Source organism: Pseudomonas sp. Irchel s3a10, from assembly GCF_900187525.1.
GTDB lineage: Bacteria > Pseudomonadota > Gammaproteobacteria > Pseudomonadales > Pseudomonadaceae > Aquipseudomonas > Aquipseudomonas koreensis_G.
Window position 1 is genome coordinate 202299 of record NZ_FYDR01000001.1, and the last position, 15689, is coordinate 217987.

A 15689-nucleotide genomic window follows, 5' to 3' on the forward strand; every position below is an offset into this window, starting at 1 on the left:
TGAGTTATTTGTGGCCGGCTTTACCCAGCGCCTTGGCGACCAGTTGTTCGTAGAGTTCGGCGTAGGGTTCGACCGCTTTGCACCAGTTGAACGGCGCAGCCATTGCCCGGCAGCGCATGGCATTGAGCAGTTCGGGAAAGGCAAAGACCTTGAACGCGCGGCTCAGGGCTTCGCGGTAGCTCTCGACAGTGGATTCGTCGAAGAGGAAACCGGTGACGCCGTTCTCGATGGTGTCGGCCAGGCCGCCGGTATTGCGCGCCACCGGCAACGAGCCGAAGCGCTGGGCGTACATCTGGCTCAGGCCGCAGGGTTCATAACGCGACGGCATCAGCAGGAAATCGCTGCCGGCGAACATGCGCCGGGCGTCGGTTTCATTGAAGCCGATGCGCACGCCGATCTGCCCGGGGAAGCGCAGCGCCAGTTCACGCATGGCCTGTTCTTCTTCCGGCTCGCCACGGCCGATGATTGCGATCTGGCCGCCGTTCTGCACGATGTATTCGGACACCGCTTCAGTCAGGTCCAGGCCTTTCTGATACACCAGACGCGAAACCACGGCGAACAGCGGGCCGCTGGAATCTTTCAAGCCAAACAGTTCACGTACATGGGCGGCATTGATCGCTTTGCCTTCCCAGTCGCCGATGGCGAACGGCGCGAACAGGTGCGGATCAGTGGCCGCGTCCCAGCTCTCGTCGATGCCGTTGGGGATGCCGCTGAGCAAGCCTTGCTGGGTCTTGGCGGCGAGAAAACCGTCGAGACCGCAGCCAAAATCCGGAGTGGTGATTTCCTGCGCATAGGTCGCGCTGACGGTGGTGATGTGGCTCGAATAGGCCATGCCGGCCTTGAGGAACGACATCTTGCCGTAGAACTCCATGCCTTCCTGTTGCAGGGCGTGGGTCGGAATACCCAGCTCCGGGCACGAGCCGAGGCTGGTCACGCCTTGATAGGCGAGGTTGTGAATGGTGAACAGGGTCGGCGTGCGCTGCCCGCGCCAGTGCATATAGGCAGGGGCCAGACCGGCCGGCCAGTCGTGGGCGTGCACCAGATCCGGGCACCAGTGAATTTGTGCGAGGTTGGCGGCGATGTCGGCAGCGGCCAGGCCCAGACGGGCGAAACGGATATGGTTGTCCGGCCAGTCGCGGCCGTTGTTCGCGCCGTAGGGCGAGCCTTCACGCTCATACAGTTCAGGGCAGATCAGGACGTAAATCACCAAGCCGTCCGGCATGTCCATGCGGCCGATCTTGCACGGAGGCAACGCGGCATGGCCGCCGAGTTCGCCGATGATGTGGATCGGGTTCTCGCTGTGCATCACCTGCGGGTAACCGGGGATCAACACGCGCACATCGTGCAGGTGCGCCATGGCGCGGGGCAGGGCGGCGGAGACGTCCCCCAGACCACCGGTCTTCACCAGATCGGCGATTTCCGAGGTGACGAACAACACTTTCTTCTTGTTGGGATTCTGGCTGGCGACCGGCGTCAGCGTTTTGGTGCCCGGGACGTTGATCGACCGGCTGCCGGGAAGACTCACCGTGCTCGATTCACCAACCGCCTGCTGAGCACGCTCTCCCTGAATATCCAATGCCGCACTGATCATATGAATCTCCCGTGTCGTTGATCTGATTCTTGTATCGAACAAGCTGTGGCCAAATCCTGTGGCCGGGCGCAAAAGCGCCACGCATCGGTGAGCAAACGCTACCCAACACGTGCAAGCAGAATGGGTGAAGGGGCCGTTGCAAGGATTGCACCACTCGCGTTGACCCTGCCTTTCAGATGACCCGCCGCCATCTGCAAAAGTTTCGACAATTTTTCGGGTTTGTAACTGACCGGTTTTAACCCGTGAAAATCAGTCTAGGCCAGATCCTAGAGCGGGCGGCAGCAAACGGGTAAATTGTTCGACAATCGGTTGGCAGGCAGCGAAATCCGTGGTGTTCAAGCAGGAGCGCACCGACGAAGGGCAGGTTTTTTTCAGGGAGAGGGCTAAAACGGTGACTGATCGGTCACGATTTTGTGCTAGTGGAGAGGCAGGGCGCACTGTTGTGGTGCGGGCAGTTTGTTGATTTCGTGTCTGCTGAAGTACCTGTAGGAGCTGCCGAAGGCTGCGATCTTTTGACCTTGATCTTAAAAACAAGATCAAAAGATCGCAGCCTTCGGCAGCTCCTACATAGGATCAGTTGAGGATTCGGATTGGATTACCTGCTGCCCAAGCCTGAATATCCTCGATCATCTGCGCAAAGAACTGTGCATAGTTCTGCCGGCTGACATACCCCACATGCGGCGTGGCCAATACGTTGTCCAGGGTGCGGAACGGATGCAAATCAGGCAGCGGCTCCTGATCGAATACATCCAGCGCCGCCCCGGCGATCTTCTGTTTCTGCAGCGCCTTGATCAGCGCTGCCTCGTCGACGATCGGCCCGCGGGCGGTGTTGACCAGCAGCGCAGTGGGTTTCATCCAGTCCAGCGCCTGCGCATCAACCAGCCCGCGACTGCGCTCGCTGAGCACCAGATGCACCGACAGCACGTCAGCCTGTTCGAACAATTGCTGCTTGCTGACCCAGGTCACGCCGGCCTGCTGTGCGCGTTCGGCGGTGAGGTTTTCGCTCCAGGCAATCACGCGCATGCCGAACACCTGGCCGAATTGCGCGACCTTCTGGCCGATGCTGCCCAGACCGAGGATGCCCAACGTCTTGCCGTGCAGGTCACCGCCCAGCCCTTGCTGCCAGCCGCCGGCGCGCAGGGAGTTGGCTTCGTTCAGCAGATTGCGCGTGGCCGCCATGATCAAGGCCCAGGTCAGTTCCGGCGCCGCGTGTTTGTAGCTGTCGGTGCCGCAGACCTTGATCCCGAGGCTGGCGGCCGCCGGCATGTCCAGGGCTGCGTTACGCATGCCGCCGGTGACCAGCAGCTTGAGATTGGGCAGGCGCTGCAGCAGGTCCTGAGCAAAACGCGTGCGCTCGCGCATCACGCAGATCACCTGGTACTGGCCCAGACGTGCGGCCAAGGTGGCGTTGTCTGCCGGGTAGTCATGCACAAACGTCACTTCGCCGATGCTGTCGAGCTGCGACCAGTCGACCACCTCCCGCGCCACGTCTTGCCAGTCATCGATCACTGCAATCTGCACCGCCATCAGCCTTACCTCATCAACGAACGGGATCGGGGTTGTTCAGCCAGCCGAGCAAGGCCTGGTGAAACTTCGCCGGTTCTTCCATCTGCGGCGCGTGGCCCATGCCGGGAAACTCCACCAGCGTCGATTGTGGAATCAGCTTGGCGACCTGCTTGCCGAGCACCTCATAGTGGCCGATTTTCGCCTTGACCTCGGGGGACGCGAGGTCCTTGCCGATGGCCGTGGTGTCCGAGGTGCCGATCAACAGCAGGGTCGGCATCTTCAGGTCCTTGAACTCGTAGTACACCGGCTGGGTGAAGATCATGTCGTAGATCAGCGCCGAGTTCCAGGCCACCTGGGTCTTGCCCGGGCCGTTGCTCAGGCCGGCGAGCATGTCGACCCAGCGCTCGAATTCGGGTTTCCAGCGGCCGTCGTAATAGGTGTTGCGCTCGTAGTCGCGAATGCCTTGGGCGGTGACTTTCAGCTCGCGCTGATACCACTGGTCAACGGTGCGATACGGCACGCCGAGGGCTTTCCAGTCCTCCAGACCGATCGGATTGACCAGCGCCAGTTGTTCGACCTGATCCGGGAACAGCAGCGCGTAGCGAGTGGCGAGCATGCCGCCGGTGGAGTGGCCGAGCAGGGTGGCTTTCTGGATGCCCAAGGCCTTGAGTAGTTGTTGGGTGTTGGTCGCCAGTTGCTGGAAGCTGTACTGGTAGTGATCGGGTTTGCTGGAGGTGCAGAAGCCGATCTGGTCCGGCGCGACGACCCGGTAACCGGCCTCGCTCAAGGCCTTGATCGAGCTGTCCCAGGTGGCGGCGCAAAAGTTCTTGCCGTGCATCAGCACCACGGTGCGCCCGTTGGCCTTGCCGTGGGCGGCGACGTCCATGTAGCCCATCTGCAGGGATTTACCCTGGGATTGGAAGGCAAAGTGCTTGAGCGTGTAGGGGTATTGGAAACCTTGCAGCTCCGGGCCATAAGTCGGGGCATTGTTCGGGACTGCAGCGGGCGCTGCTTCAGCGGGTGCGGCGGCGTGGGCAAACAGCGGCAGCGCGGCGCTGAGGAACAGGCCGGGCAGCCAGCGGGTGAGCGTGACGGACATAAGGGCAAACTCCATGGAAATCGGCCGATGCTGGAACGCCCGGATTAGGGCGACGTTAACCACAGGCAACGCCATGGCCGGAATGTTCAACCGAGCCAGCCCAGGGTCAGCATCGCCACCACGGCGTAACGCGCAGCTTTGGCCAGCGTGACGATCAGCAGAAAGCGCCCGAGCGGCTCGCGCATTACGCCGGCGATCAGGGTCAGTGGATCGCCGATCACCGGCAGCCAACTCAGTAGCAGCGACCAGTGACCATAGCGCTCGTAGTGTTTGCGCGCAGTGGCCATGTGGTTCGGGCTGACGGGAAACCAGCGTCGATCCTGAAAGCGTTCGAGGCCGCGCCCCAGCCACCAATTGACCAGCGAACCGAGGACATTGCCCAGCGTCGCCACGCCCAGCAGGCCCCAGAGCCAGTAACGATCACTGACGATCAGGCCGACCAGCAGCGCTTCGGATTGCAGCGGCAACAGCGTCGCAGCGCCGAACGCGGCGGCGAACAGCCCGACGTAAGCGGCAGGCATCAGTGAGCCGGGTAGTCCGCCACCACCACATCTGTGCCGTCCTTTTTCAGGCCGATCACTTGATAGGCATCGCTCATGCCGTCCATTTCCATGCCCGGCGAACCCATGGGCATGCCCGGTGCGGCTATACCCAGCAGATCGTCGCGCTTGCTCAGGGCCAGCACTTGTTCAGCCGGCACATGGCCTTCGACGAACTTGCCGTTGATCAGTGCGGTATGGCACGAGCCCAGACGCGGTGGCACGCCGTGTTGCTGCTTGAAGCTGCTCATGTCGCTTTCGACGTGGTCTTCGACTTTGAAGCCGTTGGCTTCGAGGTGGCTGATCCATTTTTTGCAGCAGCCGCAATTGGCGTCGCGATGCACTTCGATCGGGATCAGATCGGCGGCCTGGGCCAGGGAGGACAGGAGCAGGGCGCTGAGGGCGGCCAGTCGCAGGGAGGTTCGCATGGTGGGCTCTCGACAAGGATGACGGTCAAAAAGGAAAGTATTTTGACTGGATTATCCTGCCGGGCATCAACGGAGTGTTTCAAGTTGATACAAGACAGGCTGGCAGGATGATCATGGATCAAGCCTGACAGCCTGCTGAGCGAGAGATTACAAATCTGTCAGATAAAACACGACCCCTGTAGGAGCTGCGGCACGCTGCGATCTTTTGACTTTGATTTTTATGAACCAGGATCAAAAAGATCGCAGCGTGCCGCAGCTCCTACAGGAGAATGGGGGGTCACCGGACTTTGAACCGCCCCATGATCGCGCTCACCCGGTTGTTGGCTTCCAGCAACTGGCGGGTGTTGCGCTCGCTGACCTCGCCGCTGTGCACCAGTTCTTCGACCATGTGGCGGATCTGCACCATGCTGCGGTTGATCTCTTCGGTCACCGCACTTTGCTGTTCGGCAGCGGTGGCGATCTGCGTGCTGAGGCTGTTGATGTGGCTGACCGAACCGGCCATTTCATCCAGACCCGAGTTGACCCGCGCCGTGGCGTCGGCGGCAGACTGGCAGCTGGCTTGGGTGTTTTCCATGGCGCTGACCGACGAACTCACGCCTTGGGTCAGGCGGCTCAGCATCTCGTTGATTTCCGAGGTGCTGGCCTGAGTGCGGGCGGCGAGGGCGCGGACTTCGTCGGCGACCACGGCAAAACCGCGACCCTGTTCACCGGCCCGGGCGGCTTCGATGGCGGCGTTGAGGGCCAGCAAGTTGGTCTGGCCGGCGATTGCGCCGATCACTCCGAGAATCTCGGTGATGCGCTGCGCGTCTTGCTGCATGTTCTCGACTTTCTGGGTGGCGCTGGCCACTTCATCGATCAAGGCCACTACGCTGTTGGTCGCTTCACCGACCACCACCCGTGAGCGATCGGCGTTTTCATTGGCGCGCTGGGTGAACGCTGCGGTTTCAGCGGCGTTCTGCGCGACGCTCTCGGCCGTCGAACTCATTTCGGTGATGGCGGTAACGGTCTGATCGGTTTCCGAAGCATGGCGCAGCAAAATCTGGCTGGTATTAGCCGACGTACGCTGCAGGTCGTCCAGGCTCGAAGCCATGGCGCCGGTGGCCTGGGTGACTTCACCGATCATGTTCTGCAGGTAGGCAATAAAGGTGTTGACCGAGTGGCCGATGGCGCCCAGTTCGTCTTCGGCACGGATGGTGATGCGCCGGGTAAGGTCGGCATCGCCGCTGGACAGCAAGTCGATATTGGCTTTCAGCGCTTTCATGCGCGAAACCAGTTGGCGGATCGCGTAGACCTGCAACAACACCAGCAGAATCACCAGCGGAATCTGCAACAGGCTCAGGCTGCTGAGCACGTCGTCACGCTGGGCGGTGAGCATTTTCGTTGGCAGGGCGGTGGCCAGGAACCACGGCGTGCCTTCGATCGGGCGCATGAAGAAAGTGCTGGCTTCGCCGTTGTTGTCGAACTCGACCCGTTGCGCCTGATCGCGGTTCTGCAGGCCAGCCTTGACCTGACTGGCGAAGGTCGAACCAGCGGCCAGTTCGCTGATGTTCTTCAGCACGATCGGACCGCTGATGCGCGAGCTGTTGCTGATGATCTTGCCGTCGGCCTCGACGATCAGCATTTCAGCGTTGAGGTCTTTTTCCTTGCGCGCCACCAGATCGTTGAAGAAGCCCAGCGTTACGTCGATGGTCGACACGCCCCACGCTGCACCGTTTTTCTGGATCGCCATGGCGCAGTTGGTACGCGGCTCGGCACTCGCATCATCTTTATAGGCCGCAGCCCAGGCGCACTGGCCGCGCGGTGTCTGCATGCCGCCCTTGTACCAGCTCTGGTCGTAATAGTTGGGCGCCGCGTCGCTGTTCCAGAAGGTGTTCACCGCCAGTTTGCCCGAGGCATCGCGGTGCCAGAACGTGCTGAACTTGTTGCGCCCGGCTTCACGCTGACCCGGCAGTGGCCAGATCCCGCCACCGAAGACTTTCAGCTCGCCGTACTGATCCACCAGCCCCGGCAACACCGTGTCAATGGCCGCGCTGTCTAGCAGCGGAATGGTCTGGGTGATGCTGCGCTGTTGCGCCTGGACTTTGTTCAGTTCGCCCTGGATCTGTTCGGCGACTTCGGCAATCCGGTTGAGCACCACCTGTTCTTCGGTATGCCGCAGCTTGGGTGCGACCAATTGGCTGATGCCGACCACGGTCAGCACCGACAGCAGCAGGATGAACAGAACCAGAAATAACGTGTAGCGAGCCTGAATGGTGCGGAATGCGGGCATGGATACCGGTCCTTGAACTGCGATTCTTATTGTGGGGTCGGGGGAAAAACGGCGGGGTCACACCAGCGTATCGTCGGCGAAGGGGGAAGCTTTAAGTACTTTGGTGCAAGAAAGTGTCGGGCTGACGGAAGGGGCGTGTCGACTCCGATACAAATGAATCGAGCCTCTCGTCAGCTGGCGCAAAAAAGCATCGGATGCAATCGTCAAACTGCCATGAAACCGCGACACAGTAAGCTTCTGGCAATTTGTATCGAGAATGTACAAAAATTGTAAGCGACTGCACTAAAAGGGTTGGTGCCACCAGTTCGCCGGTAGATACTTCCCGGCATTCAAGTAGTCCAGCAAGGACATTTCATGGTTATTTCACAGGGAGTCTTCTCATGACGATCGGCATTGTCGGCGGCTGGGAGAGCAAGGCAGGGGTGCTGGTTCGCAATACAGGCGCGAAGAAGGAGGTCAAGCAAAGCCTCAAGGTGCAGCAGATGCTCGCCAAGGTCGGCACCAATCCGACCGCGCTGAACACTGCCGAAATGGACAAGCAGGGCCTGCGCAAAAATATCAAGGGGTTCGATCCGGCGAATGTTTCGGTCAAGCAACTGAGCAATCTGAGTGTTTTCCTGCGTGAACGTGGACTGATTTCCGACATCACCTCCTTTACATTGCTCAATGCCGGCGACAAGTTCGACCGTTTCGGCGTGACCAAAGACCCTGATGCAAAATTCAATGCGCTGGAGTATTTCGCCACCCAGCTCGACGCCATTCAGAACAATGGCCTCAATGGCAATGCCTACGGCAAGAACCTGATCCCCGAGTACAAGAAGGCGATCTACGTGCTGCAGAACCTGAAAACCTACGGTGAAGGCAACGCGGCGAAACCTGTGGATCAAGGCGTCAAGTCCAAGGCCTGAGCCGGTCACCCACGGCCCACCCATTGATTGGGTGGGCCGTTTTCGTTTTTAGTCCTGATACCTTTCGCCGGCCTGCTGGGCCTGATCCTGCAGGTGCTGCATGTGTGGACAGTGCAGGCTCAGCGTTGAGGCCTGGTAGCCACGATGAAACAGTGCCAGCCAGCCATCGCTGTAGTCATCGGGGACAATCCCGGTGAAAGCGAATCCGGCATCGGCCAGTTTGTGCAGCGCGCTGGAAAACCCTTGGGCGAGTCTGAGTCTGATCGAAATCAGCCAGTGCGCCGGCAGTTGTGCCAATTGCTCGAGCAGGTTGTCATCGAGGGTCTTGAGCAGCAGGTCATAGCGCCCTGATACGTGATCGAAGCGGATCTTCGGGCCTTTCCATGGCACGGCATTGTCGGTGGTACCGAACACCGCCTCCAGACGCGACATCAGCTCGCGGCAATCCTGCGGCCAGGCGAGTGCCGGCAGCGGGCGCTGATAACCGTCGATGCTGCAGTGACCGACAACAATCGTCTCCCGCCCTGTTCCACCGAACGGCGAGGGTGCGTAATCGGGCAACAGACCACAGCTGTGAAACCCCAGGCCGGCGGCCATGCGCTGCGTATACGGGTGGTGCGTGACCTGCTTGATCGTCACGCCTCGGCAATCCAGCGCCTGGGCATGAATCAGCAGCTGCTGGCCCAATTGCGTGGCGATGTTTTGCCCGCGAGTGTCCGGGTGCACCACAGTCAGGGCCAGCTCCGCCAGTGCGCTTCGGCCAGATTGGCGAAATAACGTGGCGTGCCCGCAGATATGCTCGTTGACCACCGCTACCAGCGAGTGCCAGCGACCGTCACTGTGGTTCTGGCTGATCATCCAGGGCAGATACACGTGGGGTTGAGGGTAATGCACGCCGTAGATTTCTTCGAACAGGCGGCTGACTGCCGGCGCATCGGCGACGCGATAGCGGCGGATGATTGTCGTGTCCATCACGCGTGCCCCTGTTGCGGATGGTCGTAAACCCGTCGATCCACGACCCGCTGATGTTTGCCGGAGCGTGGATGACAGGTCAGTTCATCGTTCGCACAGGCGATCACGTTCAGCTCCAGCAATTGATCGGACTGCAGCTTCTCGATCAGCGGGTATTGGTCGATCAGCGCACGGCGCAGGGTTGAGCTTGCCTGGCTGATGTCAGCCGTTTGCGTGCAGGGTACCCACTTGAGGCTCAGCAGATCCTGGCTGGCTCGCTGTTCGATGAGCAGTTGCCAGTCATCGCTGGCGGCGATCTTGCGCACCAGCTCGCCGATGTCACCGGTATCCAGACTCAACACGCTCACCCGCACGCGCTGGCTGTTCATGCTGCGGCCCATCAGGGCGAACTTGCGCATCGGCGTCCCTGCCGGTTCACGCCAGCAGGCGAGGTCGCCGACCGGATAGCGGATCACCGGCATCAAGCGCCGGGTGAGGTTGGTCAGGACCAGCCTGCCGTTACGGTTGCACTCTTCGATGACCTCACCGCTCACCTCGTCGATGATCTCCAGTACGCTGTGCCGCTCCAGCATCCGGTGTTCGCCCAGGCTGCAATCGCGGGTGCTGACGCCGATCAGTCCGGCATCGACGCTGGCGTAGCCGATAGAGGCAATGCGTGCGTTCGGGAACACCCGCTGGAGCGTTTGCAGTTGGGCGGCGAACAGGCTTTCGCCGCCGTAGAGCAGGGTTTCGACGCCCTCCAGGATCCGTGACTGGCGTTCCAGCCAGGCGGCGAATTTGAGCATTTGCGCCGGCAGACCGGCCAGCACATTGATCCGGTACGCAACGATCGACTCGGCCAGTACGGCGCTGTCGACGGCCCCGGTGAAGGGAAATTCGCTGACGGGGGTCTGGACATGTGCCAGGGCGTCGTGGAGAAAAATGAAGCTGGCATACAGGTCGCCGACGAAGAACAGATTGGCGACCCGGTCGCCGGGGTTCAGTTGCGCCGTGAGGTGGTTGCCGAAATCGCGCACCAGGGTTTGCCATTCTGCGCGGGTAAACAGCGAGAGTTTTCCCGAGCCGGTGGTGCCCCCGGTTTTGAAGACCATCGCGTCTTCCAGCGGGCCTGACAACACTGGCCACCGGTGCGGATGCTGACTGTCACGCCAGTATTGTTCCGGGTCGATCAGGGGCAGTTCGGTCAAGGCGCTGATGGGGGCCGCGACATCTCTGAAGTGTTCGCGGCAATAGGCCGAATGTTGCCGGGTAAAACCGAGCAAGTTGTTCAATTCAATGAGCGTGTTCATGATTTCTTCTTGTATGAAGTGGCGATGGGCCGCGTGCAGGTTTCTGCTGTCAGCGGCGCGTATCAATCAGTAAGGGTGTTTTGCCGCTGTGCCGGTTTCGGGCGAACTGCTCGACGGCACATTGCTCGACGTCCAGCGTGAGCAAACCGGTCTGCACCAGCGTGGTCAGCGTCGAATAATTCTGCAGCTGTCGATGGGCCTCGGCCGGTTCCAGAGGGCAGCGCAGGCGCATGCGTTCCAGGCCGTCAGGGCCATGATCGAGAACCAGTTGAAACGGCGTCTGAAGGTGCTGCTCCAGAATCACCAGTGAAATGAAATCGGTGCCGATGCGCAGCAGGTTGCCGTGGCGTTGCAGCAGTTCGAAGCGCGGCGAGGTCAGACCGCAGGCGCACGGGCCGGGTAACCAGCGTCCGCTGTCGCCAATGTCATAGCGCTGCACGGACTGGCCCTGACGCCCACGGGAGGTCACCAGCAGACGACCGGATTCGCCGTCACTGACCGGCGCGTCGTGTTCAAAATCGACAATTTCCAGGTGCTGGATGTCGCTCATCAGATGGAACACGCCATCCGCCGTGGCCCGGCAGGCATGCCCCAAGGGGCCGGCATCGACGCTGCCGTAGATCGCCGAGCGGATCAGGCTGACGCCGCAACTTTGCAAGAGCTCGCGGGTTTGCTCACTCAGGTGTTCGCCACCGAGAAAGACTTTGTCGACGCCACCATAGCGCCGCAGTATTTGTTGTTCGTTGATAAACAACCGATGCAGGGTGCCGGGCATGCCGATCAGCACGGTAATCCGTTGAGCCTCGATCATCTGCGCGATCTCACGGTAATCGTCGTCCGCCGGGGCGCCCATCGGCCAGTGTCGGGCCTGCAGTTGTTCCAGCACTTTGGCAAAACTGGAAAAGCCGCCGTACAGCCCGCCGCTGAAAAACAGGTTCATGACCCTGTCCTGCGCCGGGTCCAGTCCGGCCGCGAGCAAGCCATCGGCGGCCGCCTGCATCTGGCGCTGGAAGTCGTGGTAACTGAAGCCGGAAAGCACGGGTGCGCCACTGCTGCCGCCGGAGCGAAAGAACAGCTGCGCCGCTGAAGTCGGCGGCTGGCCGACGAATTGTGGCTTGTCCATGATTGGCCGGCCGGTCAGTTGTAGTGGGGCTGGCAGTTGATCAAGTGTGGAGTGGCTGGTCAGTATGTTCGCCGGCAGACTGACCGATACGCGCCGACTCAGGCGCTGCAGGGCATAAACGCCGTCGTGGGGTTCGCCGTCGTAGCCATCGTGAATAGTCTCGATCGGGGTAATGCGCGTCACACCGGCGGCAATCAGCGTTTGTGCCAGTTCGGCGATCTGCGCCTCGGGACACAGCAAGGCGCAGCTCTGCAGCACGTTGCGCCAAGGCAGCAACGTAGCGCTGAGCCGCTCGCGGGGCAGGGGTTTGAGCAACAGGCTGCGAAACAGCGCAGAAGGTTCGAGCTGGCGATCATGACTCCAGATCACCCGCCAGCCCGGCGCACTCCAGACCCGGCCGGTCTGCCCGGCAAAACTCTGGGCCAGCCGGGCCATCGCCGTGCAGGTGGTGATTTGTGAAGCCTCTTCAAGCGTCGGCGCAAGGGCCGGCCATTGTCCGGCACGGCGTTCGAACGCGGCGGCCAGTTGTGTCCCGATATCGTTCAGTACGCTCGCGTCGTCGCTGTCCACCAGCAACCATTGCGGGCTGGAGCAGGCTTGCTGATCGAGGCGGCAGACTTCATCGACAATCGCATCGAGGACGGCGGGCGATGCCGCGTCCGGGGTCAGGTAGGCGAAGCTGATGCGGTGCCCCCAGTCGATCCAGCGACAGCCTGGCGGGATCTGCTGGCGGATGGCTTGCAGCGCGGTTTCGCCGCCCCACGCCGCGACACCGTTGGCGTGCCTGCACAGCTGGCCGATTTGTTCGGTGCGGGTCGGCAGCACTGCCACGTAACCATTGAGTTGTCCGCTTGCATCACATGCAACTAACGCCTGAAGCAGACGCGCGGTGAAGCCAGGGTCACTGCTGCTGGGGCGCAGCCAGTTGACGTTGCCGCTCAGCAGACTCTCGATCACCGCACAGAACGCCAGCAGCGGCGCGTTGGCCGGAGTGATATGCACCACCAGGCCCAGCGGACTCCAGCGCTCGAAGTGTGACTGTCGATAGTCGATACGGCGCAGCGATTCGGGGCGCAAGCCCAGTTCACGATCCAATTTGGCTTGCAGGGCGGCAGGCTGGCAGAAATCGATCAGTGCCTCGCGCTGACCGGGAGCCAGTGGCAGTTCCGTTTCTTCTTGTTGCAGGCGTTCGGCGAAGGCCTTGGCAGTGGCAAGCAGTGTGCTGGTTTGCAGTGGAAGCTGCAGCCTTCGTGGCAACTCCAGCTGAAGTTGGTGCAAGGCGCTGTCGAGGCTGCACTCGGTGTGCAACTGACCGTTGATCAAGTACATATCAGTGCCTCCCCAGCAGTTCGGACGCGGCCATGGCACAGCTCCTCGCGGCCGTGGTGCCGGCGCGGCCATGCAACTGGAACCAGTCGCTGGCCAGACCGCAGGCACAGCTGGTGCCCGGATGCAGCGTGGCCAGATCGCTCATGACCACGGCATGGGCCGGGCTTGAGGAAATGTAGGGTGTTACCAGATTCAGCAGGCCACGCTGGCCATAGGGCAGCACCGAAAAATCCACCGGGCTGCGTACGTACACTTTTGCGTAGACCGGTACGTGAAAGTGATGGTGGGCACATTCGACGTAAGGCACCGCGTGTTCGACGGCGCCATAACCGTCGCGGCAGTCTTGGGTCGCGATGCCCAGTTGTTGCTGGATCCGCGCATACAAGGCTTGTCTGGGGACTTCTTCGGCGGCACGGGTTTTCCAGCCGCCGCCGAAAAATGCCAGCGATCCGGCCGGCAGTTGCAGGTCTGCCACGCCGGTCGCGCGCATGCGTTGCAGGGTTTCCCAGAGAAAGGCGGGAAAGCCGAAGATGCGCACCGGCAGACCTTCTTCGGCAAAGGCCTGCAAGGCGCTGATCACGCCGAACAGGTCAAACTGGTGGCCGTCACCATTGCGTCGCAGGGCGTAAACCACCCGATTGGCGGGAGCAAAACTGCACAGGAACTGATCGGTGAAGGATGTGCCCAGGGTGTTTTTCTGCTCGGGCTCATAGCCGAGCAATAGGTAATTGCACGGGGCATGCGGGGTAATCCAGCCATATTGGGCGAAAATCCGTTCGACCATGTACTGCGCGGCGCCCAGGCTGCGCGCGTCATAGCGCATGCGGCTCTTTTGCCCACTGGTGCCGGAGGAGGTCAGCTCCAGAGCGTCCTCGCCCGTGGGACTGAGCAGCATTTGCTGCTTGAAGAAACTGGCGAAAATCGGTGGCAATTGTGACCAGTCGTCGAGCCCGTCCAGGTCATCGACAGCGATTGAATGGGCGCTCAGCCAGTGGTTGTAACCGGGCGTATGGCGAGCGTGGAACCGGGTGATTTCGCTCATGGCCTGATTGAACAGCCCCTTGGGCACGGCATCCGCGCAATAGGGCTGCGGCAATGCGCAAAGCGCATCGCTGTGGGGAAACTGAGTCATCGAATATCCTTATTGATGTGTGGTGGGTGCGGCGAGTGCCGCAGAAGGCGGTAGAGCAGGGGCAAGCACAGCAGGCCACCGAGGCCTGCCAGCAGGGAAAAGGATTGCAGGCTCGAACCACCGCCGATGACGGCGATGAGCGAGCCGCCGCAGCCCATCACGGCAATCGACAGCATGCCGATCATGGCCGAGACCAGCCCCTTGCCCGCATCGCTGGAAAACAGCGCCAGGCGGTACAGCGCGGCGTTACTCATGCCAAGCCCCAGTGCATACACGGCCAGTGCGCAAACGGCCAATGGCAGCGCAGCCGAACTCAGGGCAGCAGCGATCAGCCCCAGCAGTCCGAGGCAAAACGGCCACAGGGCCAGACCGATCACCTGGGCGAGCGTGTGCCCGACGAGCAATCGATCCAGTAGTAAATTGCCGAGGATCACCGCCGCGAACACCGGGATCTGCCACAGGCCATATTCCAGCGCAGACAGCTCCAGGCGTTGCATGAGCAGCACCGGTGCCAATCCGATCCAGGCAATCAGCGGCAGGCTCATCAGGCCCAGTGTCAGACTGGCGCCGATGAATCGGCGGTTGTGCAGCAGCGCGAGGTAACCGAGGCCGATTTGCCTGAGCGAAAACGCCGCGGGAGCCTGTCGCTGGCCGTCACGGCGCATCACGCCGATCGTTTCCGGCATCCAGGCAAACAGACCGAGCCAGACAACCACACTCGTTGCCGCCAGCCCCAGAAACATCTGTCGCCAGCTCAGCCATTCCAGCAGCAGGCTGCCGAGCAATGGGCCGAGGAGCGGCGACAGCAGTGCCACGTTGCCCAGTAATGCCATGAGGCGCACCGCATCCGCTTCACAGAACACTTCCTGCAGGGTCGGGTAGCTGACGGCGACCACAAAGCCCAGGCCCATGCCCTGGATCAGGCGCAACGCATTAAAGGCTTCAATGCGCTGCGTTACGACTGCGGCGATGCACGCCAGGCCGAACAGCGCACAACCGAGCAACAGCAAGCGACGCCGGCCGTAACGGTCAGAAAGGGGGCCGATCAGCCATTGCAGGCATACGCCGCCAATCAGATACAGGTTGAAGGCGTTGGCTACATGCCGGGTATCGGCGTTGAACTCGCCGGTTACCGTCAACATGGCCGGCATGATCATGTCGCTGGCCATATAGGTGAGCAGCTCAAAAGCGGTAATGGCCAGGCAGAAGCCGATAATCTGCACGGGCGCCATTACGATCAAGGTTCTCTGCATAAACATCCCTGTTTCAGTAAGCGAGAAAAGTTCGCAGAGACTAGAGGCAGAGTTGGCGCGGCAGCCAATGCTTTGCTGCGACATGAAATTTCAAATACTTACAGCGTATTTACTTTCCCCCGCAGGCCGATCGACAAGGCGTTTGCGAGCACAGGCGCGCCAACAAAAATGCCCGCTGGCGGGCGGGCATGGTTGGCATTGAAAAGGCTGGTGAGGTATCCCGACCGGTATTTCAGGCGTACCGGCGGGCG

The 15689-nt window shown here is 61.1% G+C and carries 11 protein-coding genes and 2 pseudogenes; 1 reads left to right on the forward strand and 12 read right to left on the reverse strand.

Translation table 11 applies throughout. The features are described 5' to 3' along the window. Positions 1–4: 4 nt before the first annotated feature. From glgA to CKW11_RS29000, 7 genes and pseudogenes are all read right to left on the reverse strand, one after another. Positions 5–1591 (reverse strand): glycogen synthase GlgA, encoded by a 1587-nt coding sequence (glgA, locus tag CKW11_RS00965; RefSeq protein ID WP_095135607.1) that lies wholly within the window; start codon positions 1589–1591, stop codon positions 5–7. A 573-nt stretch (positions 1592–2164) separates the two neighbouring features. Then, entirely contained in the window at positions 2165–3118 is a 954-nt protein-coding gene (locus tag CKW11_RS00970; RefSeq protein ID WP_095135609.1) for a D-2-hydroxyacid dehydrogenase family protein, read from the reverse strand. 13 nt (positions 3119–3131) lie between these two features. Beyond that, complete coding sequence (locus CKW11_RS00975; protein WP_095135610.1) at positions 3132–4196, reverse strand: alpha/beta fold hydrolase; 1065 nt, start codon at positions 4194–4196, stop codon at positions 3132–3134. Between the two features lie 86 nt (positions 4197–4282). Then, complete coding sequence (locus tag CKW11_RS00980) at positions 4283–4717, reverse strand: YqaA family protein (protein WP_095135612.1); 435 nt, start codon at positions 4715–4717, stop codon at positions 4283–4285. Then, a complete protein-coding gene (locus tag CKW11_RS00985; RefSeq protein ID WP_095135615.1) occupies positions 4717–5163 on the reverse strand; it encodes a DUF411 domain-containing protein in 447 nt (148 codons plus the stop codon). Before CKW11_RS00985 ends, CKW11_RS00980 begins: the two co-directional genes overlap by 1 nt. A gap of 277 nt (positions 5164–5440) precedes the next feature. Continuing rightward, positions 5441–5968, reverse strand: a pseudogene (locus CKW11_RS28995) (methyl-accepting chemotaxis protein); the annotation flags it as partial. Between the two features lie 333 nt (positions 5969–6301). Continuing rightward, a pseudogene (locus CKW11_RS29000) lies at positions 6302–7432 on the reverse strand (cache domain-containing protein); the annotation flags it as partial. Between the two features lie 380 nt (positions 7433–7812). On the opposite strand from CKW11_RS29000, the gene CKW11_RS00995 reads away from it, so the two are divergent. Next, on the forward strand, positions 7813–8340 hold the full coding sequence (locus tag CKW11_RS00995) for a hypothetical protein (RefSeq protein WP_027612032.1): 528 nt from the start codon (positions 7813–7815) through the stop codon (positions 8338–8340). Between the two features lie 48 nt (positions 8341–8388). On the opposite strand, the gene CKW11_RS01000 is transcribed toward CKW11_RS00995, so the two are convergent. From CKW11_RS01000 to CKW11_RS01020, 5 genes are read right to left on the reverse strand one after another with little or no spacing between them, the layout of a single operon-like run. Then, entirely contained in the window at positions 8389–9312 is a 924-nt protein-coding gene (locus tag CKW11_RS01000) for a GNAT family N-acetyltransferase (protein WP_095135618.1), read from the reverse strand. Continuing rightward, the gene (locus CKW11_RS01005) at positions 9312–10601 is read right to left on the reverse strand and encodes a phenylacetate--CoA ligase family protein (protein ID WP_095135620.1); all 1290 of its coding nucleotides are present in this window, start codon (positions 10599–10601) and stop codon (positions 9312–9314) included. The genes CKW11_RS01000 and CKW11_RS01005 overlap by 1 nt, the downstream gene beginning before the upstream one ends. A gap of 49 nt (positions 10602–10650) precedes the next feature. Then, positions 10651–13053 carry an aldehyde dehydrogenase family protein gene (locus CKW11_RS01010; protein ID WP_095135622.1) on the reverse strand — a complete coding sequence of 801 codons (2403 nt, stop codon included), beginning with the start codon at positions 13051–13053 and terminating at the stop codon, positions 10651–10653. 1 nt (position 13054) lies between these two features. Beyond that, entirely contained in the window at positions 13055–14185 is a 1131-nt protein-coding gene (locus CKW11_RS01015) for an acyl-protein synthase (protein WP_095135624.1), read from the reverse strand. Beyond that, positions 14182–15438, reverse strand: a complete 1257-nt coding sequence (locus tag CKW11_RS01020) for an MdfA family multidrug efflux MFS transporter (protein ID WP_095136745.1) — start codon at positions 15436–15438, stop codon at positions 14182–14184. The genes CKW11_RS01015 and CKW11_RS01020 overlap by 4 nt, the downstream gene beginning before the upstream one ends. Positions 15439–15689 lie beyond the last annotated feature (251 nt).

What these genes read in the sequence shown, in the direction of transcription:
- CKW11_RS01000 (WP_095135618.1), bottom strand. Translation starts at nt 9,312, where the DNA reads ATGGACACGACAATCATCCGCCGCTATCGCGTCGCCGATGCGCCGGCA.
- CKW11_RS01005 (WP_095135620.1), bottom strand. Translation starts at nt 10,601, where the DNA reads ATGAACACGCTCATTGAATTGAACAACTTGCTCGGTTTTACCCGGCAA.
- CKW11_RS00975 (WP_095135610.1), bottom strand. Translation starts at nt 4,196, where the DNA reads ATGTCCGTCACGCTCACCCGCTGGCTGCCCGGCCTGTTCCTCAGCGCC.
- glgA (WP_095135607.1), bottom strand. Translation starts at nt 1,591, where the DNA reads ATGATCAGTGCGGCATTGGATATTCAGGGAGAGCGTGCTCAGCAGGCG.
- CKW11_RS01010 (WP_095135622.1), bottom strand. Translation starts at nt 13,053, where the DNA reads ATGTACTTGATCAACGGTCAGTTGCACACCGAGTGCAGCCTCGACAGC.
- CKW11_RS01020 (WP_095136745.1), bottom strand. Translation starts at nt 15,438, where the DNA reads ATGCAGAGAACCTTGATCGTAATGGCGCCCGTGCAGATTATCGGCTTC.
- CKW11_RS00995 (WP_027612032.1), top strand. Translation starts at nt 7,813, where the DNA reads ATGACGATCGGCATTGTCGGCGGCTGGGAGAGCAAGGCAGGGGTGCTG.
- CKW11_RS01015 (WP_095135624.1), bottom strand. Translation starts at nt 14,185, where the DNA reads ATGACTCAGTTTCCCCACAGCGATGCGCTTTGCGCATTGCCGCAGCCC.
- CKW11_RS00970 (WP_095135609.1), bottom strand. Translation starts at nt 3,118, where the DNA reads ATGGCGGTGCAGATTGCAGTGATCGATGACTGGCAAGACGTGGCGCGG.
- CKW11_RS00985 (WP_095135615.1), bottom strand. Translation starts at nt 5,163, where the DNA reads ATGCGAACCTCCCTGCGACTGGCCGCCCTCAGCGCCCTGCTCCTGTCC.
- CKW11_RS00980 (WP_095135612.1), bottom strand. Translation starts at nt 4,717, where the DNA reads ATGCCTGCCGCTTACGTCGGGCTGTTCGCCGCCGCGTTCGGCGCTGCG.